We start from the raw sequence: 23,158 nt of genomic DNA, 5'->3' as shown, positions 1-23,158 counted from the left end.
TTGTTGTGAGAGCGGCGCGTCTTGTTGTTCGTATTCGCGGTCTCGCTTGCACTGTTGGTCGTCCGGCTCTACTTCCGGCGCCGCCGCCCGGGCTTGCCGAATAACGCGATCGCCAGGGCCTCCAGTTCCCGTGAAGCCTTGCCACGGGGTTCCAATTCGCGCACGGACAGTCCTTCGCTGAACGAACGACGAAACGCCATGCGTTGTTTCAATCGGGGAGCGAGTCGTTTCACGCCCGGGATCTGCCCCAGTGCGTCAAAGGTCTCGTCGGTTTCACGGACCGCCTGGTGCGTATCCGCTCGGTTAATGAACACCAGGATTTGCGGACGTCCGTCCGTCTGGTGTGACTCCTGTACCCGGCGCACGAAACGCTGGGTGGACCAGACATCGGCCTGACTCGGGGGGACGGGGATCAACAAGCGATCCGCACTCTCCAAAGCCTCGAACAAGGACCCCATGTCGGATGCACCCACATCGACGAGGATCTCCTGCCAAGCCTGCTGACCCTGTTCCGCAACCGCCTTGAGCGACGTTGCATGCTCCAGCGCAGGTATGTAGCCCTCTTCCTCGCGAACCTCCAGGACATCGGTAAGGGTCCCCTGGGGATCCAGATCAACCGTGCATACCGAGCGCCCCTGCTCGAGCAGCCAGAGTGCGAGATTGAAGGTAACGGTGCTCTTGCCCGTACCGCCTTTCAGATTGGCTACGACGGTGCGCATGCATACTCCCGCGGTTCAGCGTGTTGCCTGGGGAAAAATGGGCCCGCCCCTGGTGGACGGGCCCCACGGATGACCGGCAACCTCAGTTGCGGTCACCCTCGCCCTGCGGCATCTGCTGCTGCGGCATTTGCTGCGGCATCTGCTGCTGCATCGGGCCGCCATAGCCCGGGCCCCAGCCGTAGCCAGGATGGCCGTAGTAACCCGGGCCATAACCATGCCCGTGACCATAGCCATGACCGCGGCCGTGACCGTGACCATAGCCATGGCCGTGACCGCGACCGCGGGCGGAGAAGTCAAAGTCGCCCATCATGTCGCTCATCATGTCGCCCATGCCCCAGCCACGGCCGTAGCCCGGGCCGCCGAAGAACGGCGTGCCGTAACCCGGGCCGTAGTGCCCCGGGCCGTAGTGCCCCGGGCCGAAATGCCCAGGACCAGGACCATAGCCGTAACCCGGGCCATAACCGGGCCCGCCCCACTGGGCAGATGCCATCATCGGAACGGCCAGGCCGCCCATGGAAACCGCAAGAACGGCTGCTTTAATGAAAGTCTTCATGGTGTTCCCTCCATTTGGAGTGTGTTGCCCTCGATATTCGTGACGCCGGGACGAAGAGGGCGGTCCCGCACCGGCGCTTTACTTATGCCCTCAGGGTGTGAACGGAAACCCGCCCATACCCCACGGCATCATCCAGGGGAATGGCCCACCAGCTGGGCCTCCCCATCCACCGGGCCCGAAAGGTCCGGGGTACGCCCCGTAAGGGCCCGGATACCCGGAATACGGACCTCCATGTCCGTGGTAACCCCATTGGGGTTGACCGGGGTGAGTCCGTGGTGCCAGCACGTCGGCACGCTCCCGAGTTCTGGTGGGGTCGTAGTCCGGGTCCGGGAACTGCAACCTGGGCTGCGCCGCCTCCGCGGCTGGGAACTCCGGCGCCGGCGCCACGCCGGCCCAGGGGTTCACACGCTCGCGCGCCTCGACACTGGCACCGGAGACCCCCCAGGCCAGAACGACGGCCACGAGCAGCCCGAGGACAGGCTTGCCCCTTCCGGCTGCCAGCCCGCGAGCGCATGAACCGATGTGCACGGCGTTCACCATCGGTCGCTCAGTAGCCGCCCTGCTCTTCCATAGCCTCGCGGCGCTCGCGCATGGCCTCCATGCGTTTTTCGCGCTGGCGTTCCATCTCTTCCATGTACGCCTCGCGGCCCTTTTCCATGGCTTTCATTCGGGCTTCGTGCATGGCCTGCATCTCTTCCATGTACTCCTGGCGCTCGGCGTGCTGCTTCTTGATGCGCTCGCGCATTTCTTCCGGCATGTCCTCGGGCAGGTCATCCGGATCGAACTCGGGCATGGAGCCATATCCCGGCCCGTGCATCGGGCCCGGCATGCCGTATTGCGGCTGCGGGCCGTAGCCGTGTCCGTAGCCGTGTCCGTATCCCGGCCCGTAGCCCGGATAGCCCTGGCCGTAGCCGTGGCCATAACCCTGTCCATGACCCTGGCCGTAGCCGCGGCCATAGCCGTGACCATGACTGCGACCGGACATGCCGAAGCCCATGTCGCCGGAGAACTGCCGCTGCTGCATCATCCCGCCGCCGGGATGACCACCCCAGCCGTGTCCGCCCTGAGGCCCGTGGCCATAGGGACCCATGGGTGCGCCCTGCTGGGCCATCTGGCCACTGGCGCCGTCCTGGTCATTGGCATAGTCGTCGGCCTGGGCCGCACCCAACGCCAGGGCCGTGGCCATGGCGAGTCCGGTCAGCCCTGTGATCAACGGTTTTTCAAATGTTTTCTTCATTGCGTACCTCCAGATTGAATAGAGAATCGAGATCGTTCATTTCAGACGGATCCCGCGTCGCCCGCGGCCTTTGGCGGATCCGCCACTGCTGCCCCCTGTACCCTTGCGCGCACCGCTCGAACGGCCCGCCGTACTGGAGGTCTTGCCTCCTTCTGATGCGGACGACTGGCTGGTCGCCTTCTTCTTGCTGGACTCGGAACTGGATGGGGTCTTGCCCGCCGGCTGGCCGGAGGCCGTAGTACCGGACCGGCTGGACGAGGACCTGGAAGAGGTCTTTGCAGACCGGCCACCGCTCTTCCCCGCTTGCGTCGGTTTCGTACTGGTCTTGCGCACTGTTTTCTGCTTTGTGGCCGGCGCGGCGCTCGTACGCCGGGAAGAACCCTGCCCGGAACCTGACTGCGCTTTCGCAGCGGGGGAGGTGTCCTCGTTCTTCGACTTCGTGCGACTGGATTTCGGCGGTGGTTCCGCGGGGGCCTCGGGGTGTTCCGGACCGACGGAGGAATCGGCCCCATTGGGGGCTTCGACGGTCGACCCACCCGATGTGTGGGCCGGGCCCGAGCCCTGCGGGCCAGAACCGGAACCACCCGGTTGCGGACCCGCGCCGCCACTCGGCCCCCCCGGCCCACCGCCCCCGCGCCACCAGTTACGCAGCAGGCGGAAGATCGCCAGCGCCAGGTCCCGCATCCCTTCGAGGAATGCCAGCACGAGGCTCTTCAGATACAGGCCGGCCAACTGGACCGCCTGAGTAACCGGACCACCATCGCGCGGACCAAACAGGTCCTTCTGCTGACCCGAACCCAGGGGCGCCTGCCCAGGGCCGGCGGAATACGCGGCGTTACCACCGTCGGCATCGACCGTTGAGGGACAGAAAGCCCGCCGACCGGATATACAGCCCAGCGGGATCACTAGCAGGGTCAGCAGCGTGGCCACCACGGTGCCGAACATCAGCGAGATCGCCATGCCCTGGAAGATGGGATCGAACAAGATCACGCTGGACCCGGCCAGAAGCGCGAAGGCGGTGATGATGATCGGGCGCGTACGGGCCTGGCAGGCCATGATCATGGCCTCGCGCACGTCATGGCCCTGATCGACGGCCTGACGGCCGAAGTCCACCAGCAGTATGGAGTTGCGCACGATGATCCCCGCGAGGGCGATAAACCCGATCATCGAGGTCGCCGTGAACTCAGCGTTGAGCAGCCAATGGCCGGGGATGATCCCGATCAGCGTCAACGGGATCGGCGCCATGATGATGCCCGGCAAAACAAAGTTGCCGAACTCCCAGACGACCAGCATGTAGATCAGGATCAGCGCGATCGCGAAGGCGATGCCCATATCGCGGAAAGTCTCGTAGGTGACCGTCCACTCGCCGCCCCACTCGAATGCCACCGATCCGTCGTTGGCTGGGGGCCCGATCCAGTGCGGCTGCACTTCGCTGCCGTCCGGTGCCGTGTAGTCCGCGAGCTGCTGCTGGACCTCGAGCATGCCGTACACCGGCGCAGCCAGGCGCCCCACGACCTCGCCCGTCACATACTCCACCGGGCGCAGGTTCTTGTGGTAGATCGGCTCGTCCTGCGGGCGCTGGACGAAGCCACCCAGCTCGACCAGCGGGATCAGATCACCATTGCGCGACGCTACCGGGAGCAGCTCCATCTGCCGCACGTCTACCCGCTGTTCGTGTGGCAGCCGCAGCTGGATCAGGTGTGGCTCGACCAGGGACTGGGCTTTCACGTCGCCCACGATCCGACCGTCGAGCGCGGTCTGCAGGGTGCGGTTGACCGCCTCCACCGTGACACCGCGACGCAGCGCCTTGTCTCGGTCGACTTCGAAGTGCCAAACGTTGTGCGGCGCCTGCAGGAAGGTGTCCACGTCGTCGATGTGCTCGGCACCGGCGAACATCTGCTCCAGATCGCGGGCAACCGTCCGCCGCGTACTGGCATCCGGCCCGTAGACCTCGGCGACCACCGACTGGAGCACCGGGGGGCCCGGCGGCATCTCGACCACCTGGATGCGAGCACCCGCGGCTGCCGCGAGCGGTGCGAGCCGCTCGCGCGCCTCCGTGGCGATCTCGTGGCTGGAGCGGCGGCGATCTCCTTTGTCCACCAGCTGCACCTGCAGATCGCCCTGCCAGGGCTTGTCCCTCAGGTAGTAGTGCCGCACAAGACCGTTAAAGTTGAACGGCGAAGCAGTCCCGACGTAGCTTTGCACGCCGGTGACTTCGTCGAAGCCGCGCAGCACACCGGCCATTTCCTCGCTCAGCGTGGCGGTCTCGGTCAGCGCCGTCCCCTCCGGGAAGTTGACTATCACCTGGAACTCGGGCTTGTTGTCCAGCGGCAGCATCTTCACGCGCACGTCAGTGGTGAAGAACAGGCTGACGACCAGGAAAAACACCAACACAATCCCGATCAGAAACGCGTAGCCGCGCCAGCGGTGATCGGCCAGCCCGGGTATCGCCCAGCGAAAGAACCCACCCAGTCGTTCGGCCTGGCGGTGCTCCTTCTCCGTCGCCTTGGCGAGATAGCCCATGCTGGGTCGCAGCCGTTGAGTCAGCCAGGGGGTAAAGACAAACGCGGCCACCAGAGAGAACAGCATCGCCACCGACCCCAGCACCGGGATCGGCTGCATGTACGGGCCCATCATTCCGGACACGAAGCCCATGGGCAGAAGTGCCGCGATTACGGTAAACGTGGCCAGAATCGTGGGATTGCCCACCTCGCGGACCGCATCAACCGAGGTCTCGGCATCGATCCCGCGTTTCATCAGCCAGCGGCGATAGATGTTTTCCACCACCACGATGGCATCGTCGACCAGGATCCCGATGGCAAAGATCAGGGCAAACAGGCTTACGCGGTCGATGGTGTATCCCAGCACCCATGCACTGAAGACCGTGAACAGGATGACCACGGGGATGACCACCAGCACCACGATGGCCGCACGCACCCCGAGGAACAGCCCCACCAGGATGGTCACCGCAAACGTCGCGATGAAGAGCTTGAAGATCAGCTCGTTGACCTTGTCGTTGGCGGTCTTGCCGTAATCGCGCGAGACGGCGACCTCGACATTGTCGGGGATGGTGTCGCCCTTGAGCTGCTCGAGGCGCTCCAGTACGCCGTTCGCCACCGTTACCCCGTTACTGCCTGGCTTCTTCGCAATCGCGAGCGTCACAGCGGCAGCACCATTCGCCGCTGCATCCGGGTCCGCGGCGGCGGCGCCGGAGTAGTGGCGCACGAACTGATCAACCTCGCCCGGGCCGTAGATCACCTCGGCCACGTCGCGCAGGTAGACCGGCTGCCCGTCGTCCACCGCCACCAGCAGTCTTTCCAGGTCCTGTGCCCCGGTGAAAAAGCGCCCCGTATACACCGGCGTGCTGAGGCCGCCGCTCTCGATGCGTCCAGCGGTGTCTTCCAGATTGGCCGCCTGGATCGCTTGCTCGACCTGATCCAGGCTCACCCCGAACCCGGTCAGGCGATCGGGCTGCACCTCTACCCGAAGCGTCTCTTTGCGACCGCTGACGACAAAGCTCTGGCTGGTATCGGGGACCTCATTCAGCTGCTGTTTGGCCTCCAGCGCAATCTGCCGCAGCAATGCATCGTCCACCTCGTGCGACCAGAAGGTCAGGTTCACGATCGGCACGTCATCCGCACCCTTGGCCCGAACCAGTGGCTCGCTGGCCCCGGGAGGGGTCAGATCGCGATGGGCCAGCAGCTTGTCATGCACCTTGACGATCGACGATTCCATATCCTCGCCGACGTCAAACTGCACGGTGACCATCGCCTCGCCCCGGTGAGAGACGGAGTACACGTTGTCCACGCCCGAAAGCTCGCTCATCAGGCGCTCCAGCGGCCGGGCGACCAGGCTGGCTACCTGCTCCGACGGCACGCCGGGATAGGTCACCATGATGTCGACCATCGGCACCGAGATCTGCGGGTCTTCCTGTCGCGGCGTGACGATGAGCCCGAGGATCCCGATCGCGATACTGGCCAGCAGCAGCAATGGCGACAGCGGCGAATGGATAAACGCGGCCGCCATGCGACCGGCGATGCCGGGCTGATGGTGGTGGTTGTCACCACCGTCTTCCGGCGACGATCCGGAGGGATTGTTGGTGTGTTCAGACATGCGTCGGTGTCGGTTCCTTCCTCACCTACATCTGCGCCCCGGGCGCGAGGCCCGGAGTAGCGGGAGGGTGGTGGTAGCCGGAGGCGCCAGGCGTCGCAGGGGCATGAGAAGGCCGCTGACGCTCGCCCTGCAGCAGGACGTACTCGCCAGGCTCCAGACCCGAGGTCACGACCACCTCGCCATCCCGCACCGCACCGAGCCGGACGGCCCGGATCCGGGACTGGCCTTCGCCGTCGACCACCGCGACGCGCGGCAGCGCCCCGCCCGGAATCAGCGCGCTCTGAGGGATCAGCGCATGGCCGGGTGCGCTGTCGGCTGACGGCAGACCGACCGAAACGTGCATACCCGGGCCTCCGGAGACGCCTCGTGGCAGATCGAACTGCACGGTCACGGTATGCCGACGCGGGTCAGCCATGGGGAAGATCCGGGACACCCGTGCCTGGACCGTGCCCCCGGCATCCAGGCGGGCGGGCACCACATCGCCCTCGGAAAAGGCGGCAACCAGGCGCACCGGTACCTGCGCTTCAATCCGCAGGTAATCGACATAGCCAAACGTGACCAGCGGCTGCCCGGGCTGAACGGTGTCGCCCGGTTCCACATGCTTGCGCATCAGCAATCCGTCGAACGGGGCCTCCGAACGCGTCTCGCGAATGGCCGCATCCAGTTCCTCCACTCGCGCCCGCGCCTGCTCCCAGCGGGCCTGGGCCTGATCGACGCCGACGTAACGGGAGTACAGGTCGGTATGCCGATCCAGCGAAGGATCACCGAACCCCATGAACTGCCCCATGGGCCGGGTGAACATCTGGTCGAACATCGAGGGCATACCCATGCCGGGCATCTGCCCCAGGCTGCGCGACTGAGGCGAGATCATCTCGCGCCCGTACTGCATGCGCGCTTCGTTGATCGCGGCCTCGGCCACCCGCATCTCGGACATGGCCGCGCGCCGCTGGGCCAGCAGACGGTCGTCGGAAATACGTGCCAGGAGCTCGTCCTGCTCGAAGCGATCGCCTTCGGCACCGGTGAGTTCCACGACCCGCCCCGCGGTCTGGGCGCTCAGGGTGACCTCGCGAAACGGAATAACGGTGCCACTGACCGTGCGGTATTCAGGAGCCGCCGCCCGGACCTCGACCATTTGACTGCTGGCGGCAGCCGTACCATAGGCACTCGCCAATATCGTGGCGAGCAGGGACAGGACCACAAGAGCAGCCCTCGATGACCTTGTCACGTTCTCCCTCCTACGCCGGACCCCGGGGCTCCGGCGAGCTCGACGTTCTTTATAAATAGCCCAATTTCGAAGAAACGGGCCTTTTGGCGGCCTGGACGCCTGGAGAGACAGGGAGAGATGACACCGCACCAGTTCGACAGCAGGCCCGCTTCATGCCGGGCGGAGGAAGCAGAGTCTATGCCAATATACGAAACTACTTATTTATCAATAAGTTCATCGATATTTTCTTATTTTTTAAACATGGTGTTGCAACAGCAATGCAACGATCCTGCAACGTACGCGCAACGTTCTGCTGCAATCAGAAAAGGCCTTGCATTTGCTGCCGGGACCATTGCCACCTTTACTTCACTGGCCGTATGCTCGAGACAAGACCTCGCACAAACAAAGCGGGGCGGGAGGAGACATGACCGGTACGGAGTTGGCGAAGATCTGCATACGGCACAGCCGCGATCCCCACCTGATCGTCGACCATCAGAATCAGGTCCTTTACGGAAATCCCGCCTTCTTCCAGCTATTCCGACTATCCGAAGACATACCCCTTTCCCTGGAGCATTTGGGCCCCGTCAACCTGCTTGCCGAATTGCATGCGGCTTCGCCCATGACCGCCACCGAAGTCCCGCCTCACCTCGACTTCAGCACCCGACTCGAACTGCACGGCGAAACCCTGCCGGTGCGCGTGATCACGCAGTCGATCCGCATGCAACGGGACGAACGTCTCCGCCTGTTGACCCTTCAGCCACTGCGCAGGCGCCCCGACGAGAACTGCGAACCCCTGACCTCCAGAGAGGAGGCCCCGGAGGCTGCGTCGGCGGTTGTGGATCCAGTGCATCCGCTGGTTTCCCGGGACCCCGAATGCCGCAAAGCCCTGCACTTCGCCCGCAAGGTGGCGTCGAGTGACGTGCGGGTCGTGTTGCTGGGCGAATCGGGTACGGGCAAGACGCACGTCGCGCGGGCGATGCATGCCCACAGCCCGAGGGCATCCGAACCGTTCATCGAGGTGAACTGTGCGGCCATCCCCGAGGAACTCCTGGAGTCCGAGCTCTTCGGTCACATTCGGGGGGCATTCTCCGGCGCCATCAGCGACCGGGTGGGGCGTTTCGAAGCCGCAGACGGGGGCACGCTTTTTCTCGACGAAATCGGCGAGATGAGCCCGAAGCTGCAAGCCAAGCTTCTGCGCGCGGTGCAGGACGGTACGTTCGAACGTGTGGGGGAGAATCAGCCGCGTTCGGTAAACGTCAGGGTCATATCCGCATCCAATCGCGACCTGACGGCCATGGCCGCGAACAACCAGTTCCGCACCGACCTGTTCTATCGCCTGGCGGTGGCCAGTGTGTACCTGCCGCCACTACGGGAACGCCCGCTCGATCTCGCCGAAGCCATTTCCCAGTTCGAGCAGAGGCACCAGGTGGTTGTGGCCGACGCGTTGCGCAACAAGCTGCTGAACTATTCCTGGCCCGGCAACTTCCGCGAGATGGAAAATGTCTTCCAGTGCATGTGCTTGCGCGCCAAAAATGGGGTCATACATGACTTCCCGCTCTCCGACCCTCTGGCCCCCGGCCTGGCCGGAATGCGGGAGGCCACCTCCAACCTGAACGCAGCGGCACAGGACTATGCCCCTGCCCCCTCGTCCCGGATGGAACACCCCGAAGCGCGACGGCTGCGCGAAGCCCTGGTTGCGAATTCCGGAAACCGCACCCGGGCCGCTCGCGCCCTGGGGATCGACCGCACCACACTCTGGCGCAAGATGCATCGTTACAATATGACCTAGCCACAATCTGATCGAGCCGCCGGACCTGGTCTGGGTCCCGAACCGACCGCCCCGATCGTCCGGGGCGGGGCTTTTCATGTCACACGCAACACACTAGACGGTCAATCGTATGCGCCAGATGTCCCCCCGGGAATTGCAGGATCACCTTGCCGAGACGGACCAGCCGCCGGTCCTGCTGGATGTACGCGAGCCCTGGGAATACCAGCGCTGTCGCATCGACGGCTCGAAGCTGCTCCCGATGGGCGAGATTCCGGCGGCGTACCAGGAGCTGAACCCGGACGACGAGATCGTGGTGATCTGTCACCACGGAGTTCGCAGCCAGCAGGTGTGCTGGTTTCTTCAGCGGGCCGGCTTCAGCAAGGTGATCAATCTGTCCGGCGGCATCGACGCCTGGGCGCGTGACGTCGACCCGCATATGGCGACCTACTGATACCCCGTGCGCGGGCTCCCGGCGCTGTCGGTCATCGTCCCGGCCTGGAACGAGGCACAGTGGCTTCCGCACACCCTGGCAGCCCTGCAGCAAGCCCTCGCGGACGTGGATCGACGAACCGAGATCATCGTAGTCGACAACGCCTCCACGGATTCCACCCCGCAGATCGCACAGCAAGCCGGCTGTCGCGTCGTGTTCGAGCCGGAGCGGCGCATAAGCCGCGCCCGCAACGCGGGTGCCCGGGCCGCCTGCGGCGATTACCTGCTGTTCGTTGATGCCGATACCTGGCCGGACGCCGATCTGATCCGCACGACACTCGACGCCCTGGACAGCGGCAAGGTCTGCGGCGGCGGCGCACGCGTCGCGTTCGATCACCTGACCCATCGCATCTACCGCTGGGGTGCGGCGGCCTGGAACACCCTGTCGGCGCGGCTGGGACTCGCCGCCGGCTGCTACGTCTTCTGCACCCGCGAGGCCTTCGAGGCAGTCGGGGGGTTCAGCGAGCGGGTTTATGCGGGCGAGGAGGTGTTCCTGTCGCGCGCGATGGCGCGCTGGGGCCGCCACCACGGGCAGCGGTTCCGGATGCTGGAGACACCCGTGTTGACCTCGGGACGCAAGGCGGACTGGTTCAGCCCCGCCCAGCACATCCTGGTGGTGCTGCAGGCCCTGCTACTGCCCTGGAGCCTGCGCTCGCGCCGGCTGGCCTGGTTCTGGTACACGCGCCCGAAGGGATGATGAGCGCCCGTTGAGCGCTACTGGCGACGGGCGGCGTCGAGACGCGCCATTAACGTGAGCAGGCGCATGATGTCCGGCGGTGCGGTATCGCCGCGATACTCGCGGTACAGCGTGTCCACGTTGACCGCGATCCGCTCGGCATCCCCCCAGTTGGCGTAGTCGCCCAGCGCGATGTCGAACGCGGCCTCCTCCGCCGGCATTCCGGCTTCGAAACGCGCCCGCGCCTGCGCATCGATGTACACCAGATAGTCACGCACGCGCCGGGCACCGGCCTTGTCGGTGATGGGCCCGTGGCCGGGCACAATCAGCTCGACATCCATCGCCAGGATCCGGTCGATCGCGGCGATCCAGTTGCCCACCGGGCCAGCCCACATGATGGGTGTCCCTTCGATGAACAGGATATCGCCGGTGTAGACGACCCGGTCAGCCGGCACATGCACCAGCACATCCCCCTGGGTGTGAGCGGGACCCACCTCGATCAGCTCCACGGCCTTGTCGCCTACCGTCAGATCGAGCCGCCCGGAAAAGGTGCGGGTCGGGAGTGTCAACTCCACTCCACCGAAATCGAACGCACCGAACGAGCGCTGCAGGTACTGCCCTACCTCGCCCATCGCGCCGCTTTGCGCCATCAGGCCGGCCAGCATCGCCGGCGGCAGCTCCGGCATCTCGTCGGCACTGGCCTGTGAAGCAATGATCTCGGCCTGGTGCACCAGGCGGTTGCCAAAGGTGTGGTCACCATTGGCATGCGTATTGACCAGGAGATTGATATCCCCCGCGGCGATCCCGGTCGCGGCATCCATTTGCGCGAGCATCTCGGCCGTCAGGCGCTCGTCGAACAAGGTGTCGACCAGCAGCGCCTCTTCGCCATCGCGGATCAACCCGGCATTGCTCCAGCCCCAGCCGCCATCGGGTTGCAGATAGGCCCAGGCGCCGTTCCCCAAGTCATGCAATCCCTTACGGTAGGCACTTGGGCCCCGCTTCCCCTGCGTCGTGTGGTCGTGGCTGCACGCCATGCATCGCTCCCGATCGGAAACGGCCAAGCCTGCCGCATGGCCAGCGCGAGAGCAAAACCAGTGCATCCACACTGGCCGCACAGGAAGCGAGTGGATCTCCCATTGGTGTTTGGCTCCGGTATACTGCGCGGTCTTTCGTTTCCCTCGAACACGACGCCCGAGCCGCCATGAACCCGCGCCTGGACCGGCTACAGCCCTATCCGTTTGAACGCCTGCGCCGGCTGTTCGCGGATCTGCAACAACCCGCCGACCGGGAGCCGATCGCCCTGTCGATCGGCGAGCCGCGTCATGCGCTGCCGGGGTTTGTCGAACCGGTGCTGCGCGACACCCTCCAGGGCTACAACCACTACCCCACCACCCGCGGCGAGCCCGCGCTGCGCGAGACCATCGCCGCGTGGCTGCAACGGCGGTTCCAGCTGGACGGAGTGGACGCCAACCGGCAGGTACTACCCGTCAGCGGTACCCGCGAGGCCCTGTTCGCGATCGCCCAGGCCGTCGTCGCAGAGAAGCCCAGGGCGCGCGTGCTGATGCCGAACCCCTTCTATCAGATCTACGAAGGTGCGGCCCTGCTGGCCGGGGCGGAGCCGGCCTTCTACGACCTGGCGCCGGAGAACGGCTATCTGCCCGATTTCTCCGCGGTCGATGCCGCGACCTGGGATGCGGTGCAACTGGTCTATATCTGCAACCCGGGCAATCCGGCCGGGGCCTGCATGTCCGAGTCGGCAATGCAGGAGCTGATCGGCCTCGCCGACCGGCACGACTTCGTGATTGCGGCGGACGAGTGCTACTCCGAGATCTACCACCCGGATGCCGAACCCCCGGGCGGACTGCTCGGCGCGGCGGCCCGCATGGGCCGTACCGGCTTCGAGCGCTGTATCGTGTTCCACAGCCTGTCCAAGCGCTCCAACCTGCCGGGCCTGCGCTCGGGGTTCGTCGCCGGCGATGCCGAGCTGCTCGACCGCTTCGCGCTGTACCGCACCTATCACGGCTGCACCCTGCCGCCGCCCACGCAGGCGGTCAGTCGGGCGGCCTGGGCGGACGAGGCCCATGTCGCCGATAATCGCGCGCTGTACGCCGAAAAATTCGCCGCGGTCGTGCCGATCCTGCAGGAGGTCCTGGACGTGGAACCGCCCGCCGCGGGCTTCTATCTCTGGCCACGCGTGCCGGATGGCGACGACGAGGCCTTCGCCCGTCGCCTGTATGCCGAAGCCGGCGTCACGGTGCTGGCCGGACGTTACCTCTCCCGCAGCGACCCCGAGACCGGGCACAATCCCGGGGCCGGACACGTGCGCATGGCGCTGGTCGCCGAACCGGCGGCCTGCATCGAGGCGGCCGAACGCATCGCCGAACTATACAAATAACGAATTGTTAAACACTTAAAAGGACTGTTTCATGTCGGACATCAAGAGCATCATCGAGACCGCCTTCGAAAGCCGCGCCGAGATCAATCCGCGCAACGTGGAAACCAACGTGCGTGACGCCGTGAACGAGGCCATGGAGATGCTGGACAGCGGCCAGGCCCGCGTTGCCGAGAAAAAGGGTGGCGACTGGGTCGTCAACGAGTGGCTGAAGAAGGCCGTGCTGCTGTCGTTCCGCATTGCCGAGAACGAGTTCATCAAGGGCGGCTTCACCAACTACTACGACAAGGTACCGTCCAAGTACGCCGACACCTCCAGCCGCGACTTCCGCGAGGGCGGCGTGCGCGTCGTGCCGCCGGCCACCGCCCGTCGCGGCAGCTACATCGCTCCCAACGTGGTGCTGATGCCCTCCTACGTGAACATCGGCGCCTACGTCGACGAAGGCACGATGGTCGATACCTGGGCCACCGTCGGCTCCTGCGCGCAGATCGGCAAGAACGTGCATCTGTCCGGCGGCGTCGGCATCGGTGGCGTGCTGGAGCCACTGCAGGCCGCCCCGACCATCATCGAAGACAACTGCTTTATCGGTGCGCGCTCCGAGGTGGTCGAGGGCGTGATCGTCGAGGAAGGTGCCGTGATCTCGATGGGCGTGTACCTCGGCCAGTCGACCCGCATCTACGACCGCGAAAACGACGAGATCCTGTACGGCCGCGTGCCGGCAGGCGCGGTAGTGGTGCCGGGCAACCTGCCCTCGAAGGATGGCAAGTACTCGCTGTACTGCGCGGTGATCGTGAAGCGCGTAGACGAGAAGACCAAGGCCAAGGTCGGGCTGAACGCCCTGCTGCGCGATGTCTGATCTCGTCCTCTACGGGATCGCCAACTGCGACACCGTGCGCAAGGCACGCCGGGCGCTGAATGCGGCCGGCGTGGACTTCCGCTTTGTGGACTTTCGCAAGGACGGGCTCGAGGAGGCGCAGTTGCGCCGCTGGGTGGATGCCGTTGGCTGGGAGACCCTGGTGAACCGGCGCGGTACTACCTGGCGCCAGCTCCCCGAGGATACGCGTGAGGCCATCGACCAGGAGCGTGCAATCGCCCTGATGCTCGAACATCCGACGCTGATCAAGCGCCCGGTCGTCGAGCGTGGCGACGACGTCTACGTTGGCTGGACTGCGGCGACCGCGCGTGAGCTTGGGGCTGGCTAACCGTTTCTAGCGGGCTCCGGCGCTCGTGGCTCTCGCCCGTTTCGTTTTGGCTGGGCCTCGTTCGGCATCTGGAGTTTACGGTGCCTTCGGCCGGCCGCCTGCCATGCGCTGTCTCGCCAGCGCGCCGCGCCCGTTTTTGATCAACAACTGACTTCTTTGCTCGTGCAAAGAAGTACCCAAGAAACACGCCCGACTGCCGCGACCCCGGCCCGCTGGGCGGGCCGGGGTTTCCCTCGCTCCGAGGGTTTTCGCGGGCGGCGCTGAAACTCGCTGCGCCTTCGGCTTCGCTCAGACAGTCAGCGCCCCCGTTTCTATTTTGAATCGTCCCGCGAAAACCCTCTCCACTCGGCGCGACGACAACGGGGGAGAAGGTCAAGACAACAGCTGTCCCGACGATTGTGCTCACGGATGGAGGCTAGGTATTCCGACATCCTGGGCACGCTCGGCCTTCGGCCCTGCGTGCCGCGCCCGCTGGCGGGCGCCAGACCCCATCGTAGGATGTGATGAGCGCCGCGAATCGCATCAGGGGTTGCCCCGACGTCGGAACGGTGCGTTTCGCTTCGCTCAACCGCACCCTACGGCGCTGGAGTTGGAAACAGGCGCGGGGATACCTTCTGTTTTGACCTCCATCCCCCCGTATGAAGCCCCTTGCGGAAGGGTCCTCGGGACGGAAGAGAGGCGCTGACTGTCTGAGTGAAGCCAAAGGCGTAGCGAGTTTCAGCGCCGCCGGCCCGAGGGCCCTGGAGCAAGGTCCCCGGGCGGAATCCGGGTGCCCTTCTTTGGGTACTTTCTTGGGCAAGCAAGAAAGTACCTCGCGGCGCGCTCGCGAGTGAGCGCAGGCAGGCGGCCGGCCGAAGCCACCGTAAACACCGGATGCCGAACCAGGGCCAGCCTCAAGGACGCTAGTAGAGGGCAGGCCCCGGGTGTCAGGCGGGTTGCTGGCGGAAGCCGGCTACCTCGGCCTGCAGACGTTCGGCCAGGCCTTCCAGGGCCTCGACGGCCTCCTGCATCTCGCGGGCGCCGTCGGCGCTGCGTACCGCGATGTCGTTGATGTGGTGTACGTTGCGGTTGATCTCCTCGGCGACCTGGCTCTGCTGCTCGGTCGCCGAGGCGACCTGGCGCGTCATGTCGTCGATGGTGGTCACGGAGTCGTGGATGTACTCCAGCGTCTCTTCGGCCTCGCCGGCCTTGCTGACCGAGGACTCGGCCTGCTGCTGACTGACCTCCATTGCCTGCACGGCCTTGCCGGCCGCACCCTGCAGGCGCTGGATGATCTCGCGGATCTCGCCGGTCGAGTCATTGGTACGCTGCGCCAGGTGGCGCACCTCGTCGGCGACCACGGCAAAGCCGCGCCCCGCCTCGCCCGCCCGGGCGGCCTCGATCGCGGCATTAAGCGCCAGCAGGTTGGTCTTCTCGGCGATCTCCTCGATCACCTCGAGGATGGACCCGATATTGTCGGAGTCACCCTTGAGCTCGTCGATCACCGTGCTGGCCTTGCGAATCTCGCTGGCCAGGGCGTTGATCGACCCCTGGGTCGCCTGGACCACATTACGCCCACCCTCGGCCGCGCGGGTGGCCTGCCCGGCGCTCTCCGCCGTGCTCTGGGTGTTGTTGGCGACCTCCTGCACGGTCGCGGACATCTGGTTCATGGCGGTGACCACCTGCTCGACATCCGAGCGCTGGTCATCGGTCTCGCGACTCAACTCGTTGCTGCGGCCCTCCAGCTGGCGCGCGGAAGCGGCGATCCCGTCGGCCGCGTCCGCGACCTGTGCAATCAGGCCCGAGAGACGGTCCATGACCGCGTTGAATGCGTTACTGGTGCGGCCAATCTCATCGTCAGTGGTGACCTCGACCCGATGGCCAAGGTCCGCCTGACCGGAGGCGATCGCTTCCAGCCCCGAGGCCAGCCGCTCCAGCGGGCGCACCAGCATGTTGGCCGCAAACCAGCCGATGGCCAGCGCGACCAGAAAGGCCACCACCCAAAGCCCCCAAAGGAGCCACCACAACTGATCGACCAGCGCCGCGTCGACATTCGCCGCCAGGTCACCCTTCATCGTGTGGAAGGTCACCCCACCCATGATCGAGAGGGGGATGGTACTGACGAGAATCACAAGGATCACAAGCTTGAGGCGCAGTCCGCCGATCTTCAGAAGCCGGTTCATGGGGTCCCTCCTTTCCCCGCTATAACGGCCAGGGTGGCCGCTTCTTGATAGCGGGCCCATCTTCGCGCAGGGGTCACCAAGAGCAGGTGATCCGGATCAAGTCGAACGCGGGTTCGCGGACACAAAAAAGCCCGCGTCCCAATGGAGGACGCGGGCGGATGCGGTCAGGACGGCCGGGAATCTAGCGGCTGCGCGCAGCCCGATTGCCCTGGGCCGCACGACCCTGTCCAGCCCCGCGGTTACCGCCAGGCTTGCCGCCACGACCCTGGCGCGGCTTGCCATTACGCGCACCACTGCCCGGCTTGGCGCCACGGCGATGGCCGTTGCCATCGTTCGCCGCCGGCTTCGGCGCGTCGAACCCTTCGGTCTCGATCCGCTCGATCGGGCGCTGGATCAGGCGCTCGATACCCTTCAGGAGCTTCAACTCTTCGCCATCGACCAGCGACAGCGCGGCACCCGCAGCTCCGGCGCGACCGGTTCGACCAATGCGGTGCACGTAGTCTTCCGGCACGTTCGGCAGCTCGAAGTTGACGACCTGCGGCAGCTGGTCGATATCCAGGCCTCGAGCCGCAATATCGGTCGCAACGAGCACCGGCACGGACCCGGTCTTGAACTGCTTGAGCGCCTTGGTACGCGCCGCCTGGCTCTTGTTGCCGTGAATCGCCTCGGAGGGCACGCCGTCCTGCGTCAACTTCTGCGCGAGACGGTTGGCGCCGTGCTTGGTGCGGGTAAATACCAGCACCTGCCCCCAGTCGTTGGTACGAATCAGATGACTGAGCAGCTCACGCTTCCGGCTGGTTTCCACCAGGTGTACCGTCTGCTGCACGGTCTCGGCAGCCGTATTGCGCGGGGCCACGTCGACCTCGGCCGGCTTGTTCAGCAGGCTCGACGCCAGCGTGCGGATCTCGCCGGAGAAGGTCGCCGAGAACATCAGGTTCTGGCGCTTTTTCGGCATCAGGCCAATCAGGCGGCGAATATCGCGGATGAAGCCCATGTCCAGCATGCGATCGGCCTCGTCCAGCACCAGGATCTCGATACCGGAGAGGTCAATCGTCTTCTGGTTGGCATGGTCCAGCAGGCGACCCGGCGTAGCCACGACGATATCCATCGGGCCCCGCAGCGCCTTGATCTGTGGGTTCATGTTCACGCCGCCAAAGATGGTCATCGACTTCAGCGACAGGTGGCGGCCGTAGGTACGGACGGAATCATGGACCTGAGCGGCCAGCTCGCGGGTCGGCGTCAGGATCAGCGCCCGCGGACGCCCCGGCTTGCGCTCGGGCGCCGGGCCATCGGTCAGTCGCTGCAGGATCGGCAGGGTAAAACCGGCGGTCTTGCCCGTCCCAGTCTGGGCGGCGGCCAGCAGGTCACCGCCTTTCAGGACTTCGGGGATCGCCTGGGTCTGGATCGGGGTCGGCGTTTTGTAGCCGGCCTGGTCCAGCGCACGCAAAAGGGATTCGGCCAACCCAAGGTCGGCAAAGGAAGAAACAGAAGACATGCAATACTCCAACGGCTACCCGCCGCTCGCAATCGAGGGGCACCCATCGGGGTATGACGAAATCGGGGGGACGGGAACCGAGAAGGTTCCGGATCAGTGAACGGACGCTGACGGGCGGGGCGTTCGGTGAGGCCACTATACCGGGTCGGAAGGTGAAAGCAAGTGATTCTCCGCGGTTTTTTCGCTTAATACCTGATTCACGCGGTAAAGACTCTGGGCCGATTCCACAAACGCTCGTATAATGCACGGATTATAAGAATAAACGCGCCAGGGATGGCCGGGTGACGCAGGTCCAGCGATGCGGATCCGTGTGGCACCCAGGGTCAGACGCGCGTGCCTCACGGTTACGGCATACATCTGGTAGTTCGATCGTCCGTTGCCGACTGTGGAGGAGCACGATGATGAGTACGTCCGGGGCAGCCGCCCGAGCAATGGGTCGCCATTTCCGATCCCGAGCGTGCACATGACTGATTTCGCTCAGGGGCCCCGATGAACGCCCTTCCCCGCTCCCCGGCTTCACGCTATGTGCCCCTGATGTGGCTGGTACTGCTGGCACTGTTCATGCTGCCTGTACTGCTCTGGATGGTCGGCATCCCGGTCCCGCCGCTGGTGCCGCTGGAGCATATGACCGCATTCCACACCGCGACCGAACTGTTCGCGGTGGTCGTGGCGATCGGGGTGTTCGCAGTCGCCTATCATGTGCGCGACCGCCGTCGGGTAATGGCCACACTGGTCCTCGCCACTGGGTTTCTCGCCGTAGGCCTGCTGGATTTCCTGCACCTGATGACCTATCCGCAGATGCCGGATTTCATCACGCCCAATTCCTCGCAACAGACCATCTTCTTCTGGCTGGCCGCGCGGCTCGTCGCCGCAACGGCGCTCCTCCTGTATGTGGCACTCCCCTTGATGCCAAGAAGCCAGGAACCCGTTCCCAGGGGCATGCTGGTGGGTGCTTTGGCGCTAGTCGCAGTGCTTGCCTGGGTGGGGCTATGGCACGAACAGCGCATTCCGGCACTGTTCGTCCCGGGCGAGGGACTGACGCCGTTCAAGATCGCGCTGGAGGGCGTGGTGGTGGTGCTGCACGCCGCCACCCTCCTGGTCCTGCTGCTGCGCCCTCAGCTCATGCAGCGCCCCGGTATGCCGCTGGTGGCCGCCGCGCTGATGGTCCTGATGGCCAGCGAGGTATTTTTTACCCTGTACGACAACCTGTCCGACGGCTTCTTTGTGCTCGGCCACATCTACAAGGTGGCGGCCTATGCGCTGATTTACTGGGCGGTTTTCATCGAAAGCGTACGCGCGCCCATGGCACAACTCCGGGCCGCCCACCGGGATGTCGAGCTCCGCCAGCAGCGCTACGAGCAACTGATCGACACGGCGCCGGACGGGGTACTGGTGACCGACGGCGACGGCACCATCCTGATGGCCAATCGCAACCTCGAACGCCTGTTTGGTTACCCGCGACGGCATCTGATTGGCCAGCCCGTGGAGACCCTGATCCCCGAGCGCCTGCGCGAACACCACCAATCGGTCCGCGAGCAGCAGAGCGACGACATCTCGGAACGGACCATGGGCCAGGCCCCCGACCTGCGGGGACGCCGGCTCGACGGCACCGAGTTTCCGGTCGACATCAGCCTGAATGCCTTCGAGGACCAGGGCGGGCGGCGCATCACCGCCTTTATCCGGGACATTTCCGACCGCCAGCGCCGCGAGGCCCGCATTCAGCACCAGGCGACCCACGACAGCCTGACCGGCCTGCCCAACCGCTGGCTCCTGCACGACCGGCTTGCCCAGAGCATTGCCCACGCCAGCCGTCACGATCATCGCATCGCGGTGATGCTGCTCGATCTCGACCACTTCAAGATGATCAACGACACCTTCGGCCACCACGAGGGTGACGAACTGCTGCGCGAAGTCGCTCAACGCCTGAAGGACGCAGCGGGCAACGACGCCACGATCGGGCGTTTTGGCGGCGACGAGTTCATGATCCTGGTCCCCGAGATTACGGATGAGCTGCAGATCGGGGAGCTGGCCCAGGAGATTCTGGCGCAGTTTGACCGGCCGTTTCAGACCGGCCCCACGCGCCAGTTCAGCTCCAGTGCCAGTCTCGGGATCGCGCTGTTCCCGCAGGATGCGCGGGACGCGAACACGCTGGTGCGCTATGCCGACATGGCGATGTACGAGGCCAAGCGCTCCGGGCGCAATACCTACGCGTTCTATTCCGAACACCTGGATGCCCAGGTACGGGCGGAACAGCAGCTCCAGGAGCGCCTGAAACACGCGCTGGAACATGACCAGCTGGCACTTCATTTCCAGCCGTTGATCGATGCCCGCACCGGGGCCGTGACCGCCGCCGAGGCCCTGCTTCGCTGGAACGATCGGGAACTGGGTGCCGTACCACCATCGCGCTTTATCCCCAGCGCCGAGGCCAACGGGTTGATCCTGCCACTCGGTGACTGGGTGATCCGTCGCGCCTGCCAGCAACTGGCCGACTGGGCACAACAGGGTGTCGACACGTCCATTTGCATCAACGTCTCGGCGCTTCAGTTCCGCCAGCCGGATCTCGTCTCCCGACTCGAAGCGGCACTGAAGGAGGCCGGTGCTTCGCCCGAACGCCTCGAGATCGAGGTGACCGAGACCGTGGCCATGGCCGATGTCGCCCTGACGCGCGAGCACCTCTCCGGGCTCAAGGCGCTCGGTGTGCGCGTATCGCTGGATGATTTCGGTACTGGGTATTCCTCGCTCGCCTATCTGAAGTCGCTGCCGATCGACAAGATCAAGATTGACCGCTCGTTCATCGCGGGGATCGGCCACGACCGCGACGCCGAGATGATCCTGCGCTCGGTGATGGGCCTCGGCCACAGCCTGCACCTGAAGCTGGTGGCCGAAGGCGTGGAGACCGCCGAGCAACTCGCCTTCCTGCGCCGAGAAGGCTGCGACCTGTACCAGGGATGGTTCTACTCGCCCGCGCTGTCGGTGGAAGAATTCCGTGCCACCGTCCACTCTCAACTGGATGCCTGAGGCTCGCCCTGCTGGCTGCGCATGCCATTGGCGATGGCGTGATCACCACGGACCTCGAGGGGCGGCTCAACTACCTCAACCCGGTCGCCGAGCACCTGACGGGATGGAACCAGGCGTCCGCCTACAACCAGCCCCTCGCAAGCGTGTCCCACCGGCTACCTCAAAAGACACTGAAGATCGATGGCAGCTTTGTGCGCGACATGGCGGAGGATCGGGTCAGCCGCGCGATGGTCGAGAGCATCCACCACATTGGCCGCGTGATCGGGGTCAAGACGGTCGCGGAGCGCGTCTCGCACGAGAGCCTGATGGAATCCATGTGCCGAAGCCCCTGGAACCATGCCCTGTTCCGGTAGCGGAAAAGCGACGTTCCGGGTCGGTCGCCGGCTGAATACCGGGAAAGACCGGTGCGGCCGGGAACGAATCCCGACCGCCTGGTTAACCCCCGGTCAGTAGCCCATGTTCGCGTGGACATCCGGCGGGGCCTCGTGCGTTAGCAGCGACCAGGTCAGATGCGCCATGACCTCGGGCGCCACCACGGTGTGGCGATTGCCCCCGTGCTGCATCCCCTCGCGCAGGCGCTGGCGAACCTCGGCCTGCCCCGTGAGGTCGTAGATCACATCCACCTGATCGCCACGGGCCAGGATGTCCTCGACCGATTCCAGCGGAATCCCGCGCGCCTGCGCCAGTTTGCAGCCCTCCGTTTCGCCCTGCTCCGATACCGCGCAAATCTCCATTCCCGGCGTATCGCTGTCCAGCAGCAGTTCCAGAAAACGGCCCCCCACACGGCCCAGCCCAACAATCGCGATCTGAATCGCCATCACTCCCTCCTTGGTTTTCGTTATATCCGGCATGCATCGTTCGGCATGCCCATCCGAGTATAGGGGACATGCTCGCTTTCGCACGCCTGAACGATGTTTGCGGAGACATGGGGAAGATCGGGCCTTTTGGGCGCCGGCCCCGAGCCCCCTACACTCGGCGCATTCACTGCAATGGAGTACACCGCATGAGTCAGTTGCATCTCCCGATCCGCGTGGATCGCCGCGAGCAGGGCAAGATCATCCAGCGCCTCGAGCGCCTGGAGGGCGTGGAATTGGAGTTCGTCGATCTCGATGTCGGCGACTATGAACTCCCCGGTGGGGTCGTCGTGGAGCGCAAGTCCGCCACCGACATGGTGCTGAGCGTCGTGGACCAGACCCTGTGGGAGAACGCCGCCAAGCTTAAGGCGACGCACGACAAGGTGATCTACGTAGTCGAGGGGGACCTCTACGAACCACGCTTCCACCAGCAGGCGCTGGACATCCACCGCGCCCTGACGCATCTGACGATCGCGCTCGGGATCAGTGTGCTGCCCTCCAATGACGAAGACACCAGCGGCATGCTGATCTACCTGCTAGGCATGAACGCCCAGGTGGACCCCGACCCAATCGCACGCCCCGCCAAGCCCGAAAAGCGCCGTGCAGCGGCGGAGTTCATTGTCAGCGGCCTGCCCGGTGTGGAACCCGATCTGGCCCGCGACCTGCTGCGCCAGTTCGGCAGCGTGCGCGACGTGCTGAACACGGATGCCGAGCAACTGGCCGAGGTCGATGGCATGGACCTGGAACGCGCCCAGCGCATCGAGTCCGTCGTGACCCATGGCAGCCGCAAAGGGTAATCCCGCAGGGTGCAGGGATTCACGTGTCTCGCCCCTCGCCTGACGTTACAATGCGCGCTGCAGCCCATGCGCAGGCCCCGGGGGCACGCGCGGCGGCGCTCGCCAGACCACCGGAAGGCGGGACCGCAATTAACTGATTTCAGGGAGAAACCAATGGCGTTCATCGTTCTCGAGAACTGCATCAAGTGCAAGTACACCGATTGCGTCGAGGTCTGCCCGGTCGACTGCTTCCACGAAGGCCCCAACTTCCTCGCGATCGACCCTGACGAGTGCATCGACTGCACGCTCTGCGAGCCGGAGTGCCCGGCCGAGGCGATTGTGCCGGAGGATGATGTCCCGGAAGACCAGCTCCAGTTTATCGAGCTGAACGCCGAGCTCTCGCGCACCTGGCCGGTGATCACCGCGCGCAAGGATCCGCCGGAAGACGCCGAGGAGTGGGACGGCGTCGAGGGCAAGCTGAAGCATCTGGAACGCTAAGT

General features: G+C 65.1%; 19 protein-coding genes. 10 read left to right on the top strand and 9 right to left on the bottom strand.

The window, feature by feature from the left end:
* Window positions 1-68: 68 nt before the first annotated feature.
* The 5 genes from F467_RS0112915 to F467_RS0112895 form a co-directional block, all read right to left on the bottom strand.
* A complete protein-coding gene (locus tag F467_RS0112915; RefSeq protein WP_018137711.1) occupies window positions 69-719 on the bottom strand; it encodes a division plane positioning ATPase MipZ in 651 nt (216 codons plus the stop codon).
* A gap of 82 nt (window positions 720-801) precedes the next feature.
* A complete protein-coding gene (locus F467_RS0112910) occupies window positions 802-1,233 on the bottom strand; it encodes a sulfur globule family protein (RefSeq protein ID WP_018137710.1) in 432 nt (143 codons plus the stop codon).
* A gap of 586 nt (window positions 1,234-1,819) precedes the next feature.
* Complete coding sequence (locus F467_RS0112905; protein ID WP_018137709.1) at window positions 1,820-2,509, bottom strand: hypothetical protein; 690 nt, start codon at window positions 2,507-2,509, stop codon at window positions 1,820-1,822.
* A 36-nt stretch (window positions 2,510-2,545) separates the two neighbouring features.
* Entirely contained in the window at window positions 2,546-6,622 is a 4,077-nt protein-coding gene (locus tag F467_RS0112900; protein WP_018137708.1) for an efflux RND transporter permease subunit, read from the bottom strand.
* Window positions 6,623-6,647: 25 nt separating this feature from the next.
* Window positions 6,648-7,754: an efflux RND transporter periplasmic adaptor subunit gene (locus tag F467_RS0112895; RefSeq protein WP_018175521.1), complete on the bottom strand. Its 1,107-nt coding sequence runs from the start codon at window positions 7,752-7,754 to the stop codon at window positions 6,648-6,650.
* A 496-nt stretch (window positions 7,755-8,250) separates the two neighbouring features.
* Between F467_RS0112895 and F467_RS0112890 the strand changes: the two genes are divergently transcribed.
* The 3 genes from F467_RS0112890 to F467_RS0112880 all read left to right on the top strand — a co-directional run bounded on the left by F467_RS0112890 (window position 8,251) and on the right by F467_RS0112880 (window position 10,780).
* A complete protein-coding gene (locus F467_RS0112890) occupies window positions 8,251-9,615 on the top strand; it encodes a sigma-54-dependent Fis family transcriptional regulator (RefSeq protein ID WP_018137706.1) in 1,365 nt (454 codons plus the stop codon).
* 109 nt (window positions 9,616-9,724) lie between these two features.
* Complete coding sequence (locus tag F467_RS0112885) at window positions 9,725-10,045, top strand: rhodanese-like domain-containing protein (protein ID WP_018137705.1); 321 nt, start codon at window positions 9,725-9,727, stop codon at window positions 10,043-10,045.
* Window positions 10,046-10,051: 6 nt separating this feature from the next.
* The gene (locus tag F467_RS0112880; RefSeq protein WP_018137704.1) at window positions 10,052-10,780 is read left to right on the top strand and encodes a glycosyltransferase; all 729 of its coding nucleotides are present in this window, start codon (window positions 10,052-10,054) and stop codon (window positions 10,778-10,780) included.
* A gap of 17 nt (window positions 10,781-10,797) precedes the next feature.
* On the opposite strand, the gene F467_RS0112875 is transcribed toward F467_RS0112880, so the two are convergent.
* The gene (locus F467_RS0112875; protein WP_018137703.1) at window positions 10,798-11,721 is read right to left on the bottom strand and encodes an MBL fold metallo-hydrolase; all 924 of its coding nucleotides are present in this window, start codon (window positions 11,719-11,721) and stop codon (window positions 10,798-10,800) included.
* 239 nt (window positions 11,722-11,960) lie between these two features.
* On the opposite strand from F467_RS0112875, the gene dapC reads away from it, so the two are divergent.
* The 3 genes from dapC to F467_RS0112860 are packed head-to-tail and all read left to right on the top strand — an operon-like array spanning window position 11,961 to window position 14,353.
* Window positions 11,961-13,154 carry a succinyldiaminopimelate transaminase gene (gene dapC, locus F467_RS0112870; protein ID WP_018137702.1) on the top strand — a complete coding sequence of 398 codons (1,194 nt, stop codon included), beginning with the start codon at window positions 11,961-11,963 and terminating at the stop codon, window positions 13,152-13,154.
* A 31-nt stretch (window positions 13,155-13,185) separates the two neighbouring features.
* Window positions 13,186-14,007, top strand: a complete 822-nt coding sequence (dapD, locus tag F467_RS0112865; RefSeq protein ID WP_017925459.1) for a 2,3,4,5-tetrahydropyridine-2,6-dicarboxylate N-succinyltransferase — start codon at window positions 13,186-13,188, stop codon at window positions 14,005-14,007.
* Window positions 14,000-14,353 (top strand): ArsC family reductase, encoded by a 354-nt coding sequence (locus tag F467_RS0112860; protein WP_018137701.1) that lies wholly within the window; start codon window positions 14,000-14,002, stop codon window positions 14,351-14,353. The genes dapD and F467_RS0112860 overlap by 8 nt, the downstream gene beginning before the upstream one ends.
* 926 nt (window positions 14,354-15,279) lie before the next feature.
* Here F467_RS0112860 and F467_RS0112855 read toward each other — a convergent pair.
* Both F467_RS0112855 and F467_RS0112850 read right to left on the bottom strand, forming a co-directional pair.
* Window positions 15,280-16,515: a methyl-accepting chemotaxis protein gene (locus tag F467_RS0112855; RefSeq protein ID WP_018137700.1), complete on the bottom strand. Its 1,236-nt coding sequence runs from the start codon at window positions 16,513-16,515 to the stop codon at window positions 15,280-15,282.
* Window positions 16,516-16,696: 181 nt separating this feature from the next.
* Window positions 16,697-18,010: a DEAD/DEAH box helicase gene (locus F467_RS0112850; protein ID WP_018994348.1), complete on the bottom strand. Its 1,314-nt coding sequence runs from the start codon at window positions 18,008-18,010 to the stop codon at window positions 16,697-16,699.
* Between the two features lie 489 nt (window positions 18,011-18,499).
* On the opposite strand from F467_RS0112850, the gene F467_RS0112840 reads away from it, so the two are divergent.
* Both F467_RS0112840 and F467_RS0112835 read left to right on the top strand, forming a co-directional pair.
* A complete protein-coding gene (locus F467_RS0112840) occupies window positions 18,500-21,028 on the top strand; it encodes an EAL domain-containing protein (protein ID WP_018137697.1) in 2,529 nt (842 codons plus the stop codon).
* Window positions 20,959-21,381, top strand: a complete 423-nt coding sequence (locus F467_RS0112835; protein WP_255325701.1) for an EAL domain-containing protein — start codon at window positions 20,959-20,961, stop codon at window positions 21,379-21,381. Before F467_RS0112840 ends, F467_RS0112835 begins: the two co-directional genes overlap by 70 nt.
* Before the next feature lie 93 nt (window positions 21,382-21,474).
* On the opposite strand, the gene F467_RS0112830 is transcribed toward F467_RS0112835, so the two are convergent.
* Window positions 21,475-21,846, bottom strand: a complete 372-nt coding sequence (locus F467_RS0112830; protein WP_018137695.1) for a hypothetical protein — start codon at window positions 21,844-21,846, stop codon at window positions 21,475-21,477.
* Window positions 21,847-22,031: 185 nt separating this feature from the next.
* Here F467_RS0112830 and F467_RS0112825 point away from each other — a divergent pair, with 185 nt between their 5' ends.
* On the top strand, window positions 22,032-22,679 hold the full coding sequence (locus F467_RS0112825) for an ERCC4 domain-containing protein (protein ID WP_018137694.1): 648 nt from the start codon (window positions 22,032-22,034) through the stop codon (window positions 22,677-22,679).
* A 153-nt stretch (window positions 22,680-22,832) separates the two neighbouring features.
* Window positions 22,833-23,156 (top strand): ferredoxin FdxA, encoded by a 324-nt coding sequence (gene fdxA, locus F467_RS0112820; protein ID WP_012982432.1) that lies wholly within the window; start codon window positions 22,833-22,835, stop codon window positions 23,154-23,156.
* Window positions 23,157-23,158: the final 2 nt, after the last annotated feature.

Origin of the sequence: Thioalkalivibrio sp. ALJ12 (assembly GCF_000378305.1) — a bacterium.
In the GTDB taxonomy this organism is placed as follows: domain Bacteria; phylum Pseudomonadota; class Gammaproteobacteria; order Ectothiorhodospirales; family Ectothiorhodospiraceae; genus Thioalkalivibrio.
The sequence above is the reverse complement of the archived record's forward strand: the minus strand, read 5'-3'. Positions and strand labels throughout refer to the sequence as shown.

Bases quoted from the DNA above. Each gene is read 5' to 3' on its own strand.
- F467_RS0112915 (WP_018137711.1), bottom strand. From the start codon at position 719: ATGCGCACCGTCGTAGCCAATCTGAAAGGCGGTACGGGCAAGAGCACC.
- F467_RS0112910 (WP_018137710.1), bottom strand. From the start codon at position 1,233: ATGGGCGGCCTGGCCGTTCCGATGATGGCATCTGCCCAGTGGGGCGGG.
- F467_RS0112905 (WP_018137709.1), bottom strand. From the start codon at position 2,509: ATGAAGAAAACATTTGAAAAACCGTTGATCACAGGGCTGACCGGACTC.
- F467_RS0112900 (WP_018137708.1), bottom strand. From the start codon at position 6,622: ATGTCTGAACACACCAACAATCCCTCCGGATCGTCGCCGGAAGACGGT.
- F467_RS0112895 (WP_018175521.1), bottom strand. From the start codon at position 7,754: ATGGTCGAGGTCCGGGCGGCGGCTCCTGAATACCGCACGGTCAGTGGC.
- F467_RS0112890 (WP_018137706.1), top strand. From the start codon at position 8,251: ATGACCGGTACGGAGTTGGCGAAGATCTGCATACGGCACAGCCGCGAT.
- F467_RS0112885 (WP_018137705.1), top strand. From the start codon at position 9,725: ATGCGCCAGATGTCCCCCCGGGAATTGCAGGATCACCTTGCCGAGACG.
- dapC (WP_018137702.1), top strand. From the start codon at position 11,961: ATGAACCCGCGCCTGGACCGGCTACAGCCCTATCCGTTTGAACGCCTG.
- dapD (WP_017925459.1), top strand. From the start codon at position 13,186: ATGTCGGACATCAAGAGCATCATCGAGACCGCCTTCGAAAGCCGCGCC.
- F467_RS0112860 (WP_018137701.1), top strand. From the start codon at position 14,000: ATGTCTGATCTCGTCCTCTACGGGATCGCCAACTGCGACACCGTGCGC.
- F467_RS0112855 (WP_018137700.1), bottom strand. From the start codon at position 16,515: ATGAACCGGCTTCTGAAGATCGGCGGACTGCGCCTCAAGCTTGTGATC.
- F467_RS0112850 (WP_018994348.1), bottom strand. From the start codon at position 18,010: ATGTCTTCTGTTTCTTCCTTTGCCGACCTTGGGTTGGCCGAATCCCTT.
- F467_RS0112840 (WP_018137697.1), top strand. From the start codon at position 18,500: ATGAACGCCCTTCCCCGCTCCCCGGCTTCACGCTATGTGCCCCTGATG.
- F467_RS0112835 (WP_255325701.1), top strand. From the start codon at position 20,959: ATGGTTCTACTCGCCCGCGCTGTCGGTGGAAGAATTCCGTGCCACCGT.
- F467_RS0112830 (WP_018137695.1), bottom strand. From the start codon at position 21,846: ATGGCGATTCAGATCGCGATTGTTGGGCTGGGCCGTGTGGGGGGCCGT.
- F467_RS0112825 (WP_018137694.1), top strand. From the start codon at position 22,032: ATGAGTCAGTTGCATCTCCCGATCCGCGTGGATCGCCGCGAGCAGGGC.
- fdxA (WP_012982432.1), top strand. From the start codon at position 22,833: ATGGCGTTCATCGTTCTCGAGAACTGCATCAAGTGCAAGTACACCGAT.